General features: G+C 63.9%; 1 protein-coding gene. It reads left to right on the top strand.

Going from position 1 to position 880, the window contains the following annotated elements; translation table 11 throughout:
- Window positions 1-530: 530 nt before the first annotated feature.
- Window positions 531-791 (top strand): helix-turn-helix domain-containing protein, encoded by a 261-nt coding sequence (locus NBG84_RS40310; RefSeq protein ID WP_250924718.1) that lies wholly within the window; start codon window positions 531-533, stop codon window positions 789-791.
- Window positions 792-880: the final 89 nt, after the last annotated feature.

Genomic DNA, 880 nt, shown 5'->3' with positions numbered 1-880 from the left:
AGGCCCGGTAAGCGGAAACGTCTACCGGGCCTTCTACATGTGTGGATCTTGGTACCCCGCTACTGCCCCGTAACATCGCTCCCCCGAAATAAATGATGCCTACAGGCTGTAGAAGCGCCGTCGCAGTAGGTACAGTGATCAGCGGGGAGGCGGGCGTGATTACTCCGACCGCTTGACGCATTTCCCCTCGACAGCCCGGCGTGGGTGTTGGCTCGGGAGGGCCCACCTCGTCGGAACGGTGCCCCCCTGCCGTGATAATCGGCAGGGGGGCACCTTTGCTCACAGTAGACCGCCCCACTTCCCAAGCAGGAAGTGGGGCGGTCTAGTTCGGCCGAATAGTGCTGGCGCAGTACGACCCCCCGGCGGACGCATATCACGCCGAGGGGTCGCGCGCCTCCGTACCCGCAAGGGATACGGAGATCTGGTGATCGGACCGCAAAATTCCGTTTCAGCGTCCCATCAAATCCAAGATCACACAATGCAGAGCTGGCTCTGCATACAAACGATCATGACCCGGCCAGCGTGGACATGTGCCACGCCCCAATCCACCACCCAGCCGACTCCTTACCCGACGCCGCCGGGTAGGAGAGCAGATCCGGGCAGCACGACTACAGGCCGGCCTCACCCAGCAACAGGTCTGCGAGCACACCGGCCTCGATCGCACCGGATACGGCCGAATCGAACTCGGCCATTCCAGCCCCACACTCGACACCCTTTTTCTCATCGCAGACGCGATCGGCGTGGAACTCGTCGAACTCGTACGCCCACCCCACGCTCAAAGCGAGTTGTAGGGGCCGAGGGTTGTCCCGACCATCTGCGGGGTGACGGCCGGGACTGGGGTGCCTGCCCCCGCCGGGGGGTGGTTTCGGGGGCAGGCGGT

It is taken from the genome of Streptomyces albipurpureus (assembly GCF_023701525.1).
GTDB lineage: Bacteria > Actinomycetota > Actinomycetes > Streptomycetales > Streptomycetaceae > Streptomyces > Streptomyces albipurpureus.
This window is presented reverse-complemented; position numbering and strand designations above follow the sequence as displayed.